General features: G+C 62.4%; 1 protein-coding gene. It reads left to right on the top strand.

Going from position 1 to position 282, the window contains the following annotated elements; translation table 11 throughout:
- Positions 1–282: TonB-dependent receptor plug domain-containing protein (locus tag BK665_RS33635; RefSeq protein WP_185076743.1), on the top strand; the 282-nt coding region annotated here is incomplete at both ends.

Below are 282 nucleotides of genomic sequence, written 5' to 3'. Positions count from 1 at the left end.
CCATGACATGGCCTTGAACTTTGGCATTCGCGGCCTCAACCCGCGCCTGGCCTCGCGCTCAACTGTGTTGATGGACGGCATCCCGGTGCCCTTCGCGCCTTACGGTCAGCCGCAGTTGTCTTTTGCCCCGGTCAGCATGGGCAACATGGACGCGGTGGATGTTGTGCGCGGAGGCGGCGCAGTGCGCTACTGGCCGCAAAACGTCGGCGGCGTGGTCAACTTCGTGACCCGGGCCATTCCTTATCAACCAACGGTCAAGGGCGGTTTCCAGACTGAAACCAG

This window comes from Pseudomonas frederiksbergensis (genome assembly GCF_003732665.1).
In the GTDB taxonomy this organism is placed as follows: domain Bacteria; phylum Pseudomonadota; class Gammaproteobacteria; order Pseudomonadales; family Pseudomonadaceae; genus Aquipseudomonas; species Aquipseudomonas frederiksbergensis_G.
The sequence above is the reverse complement of the archived record's forward strand: the minus strand, read 5'-3'. Positions and strand labels throughout refer to the sequence as shown.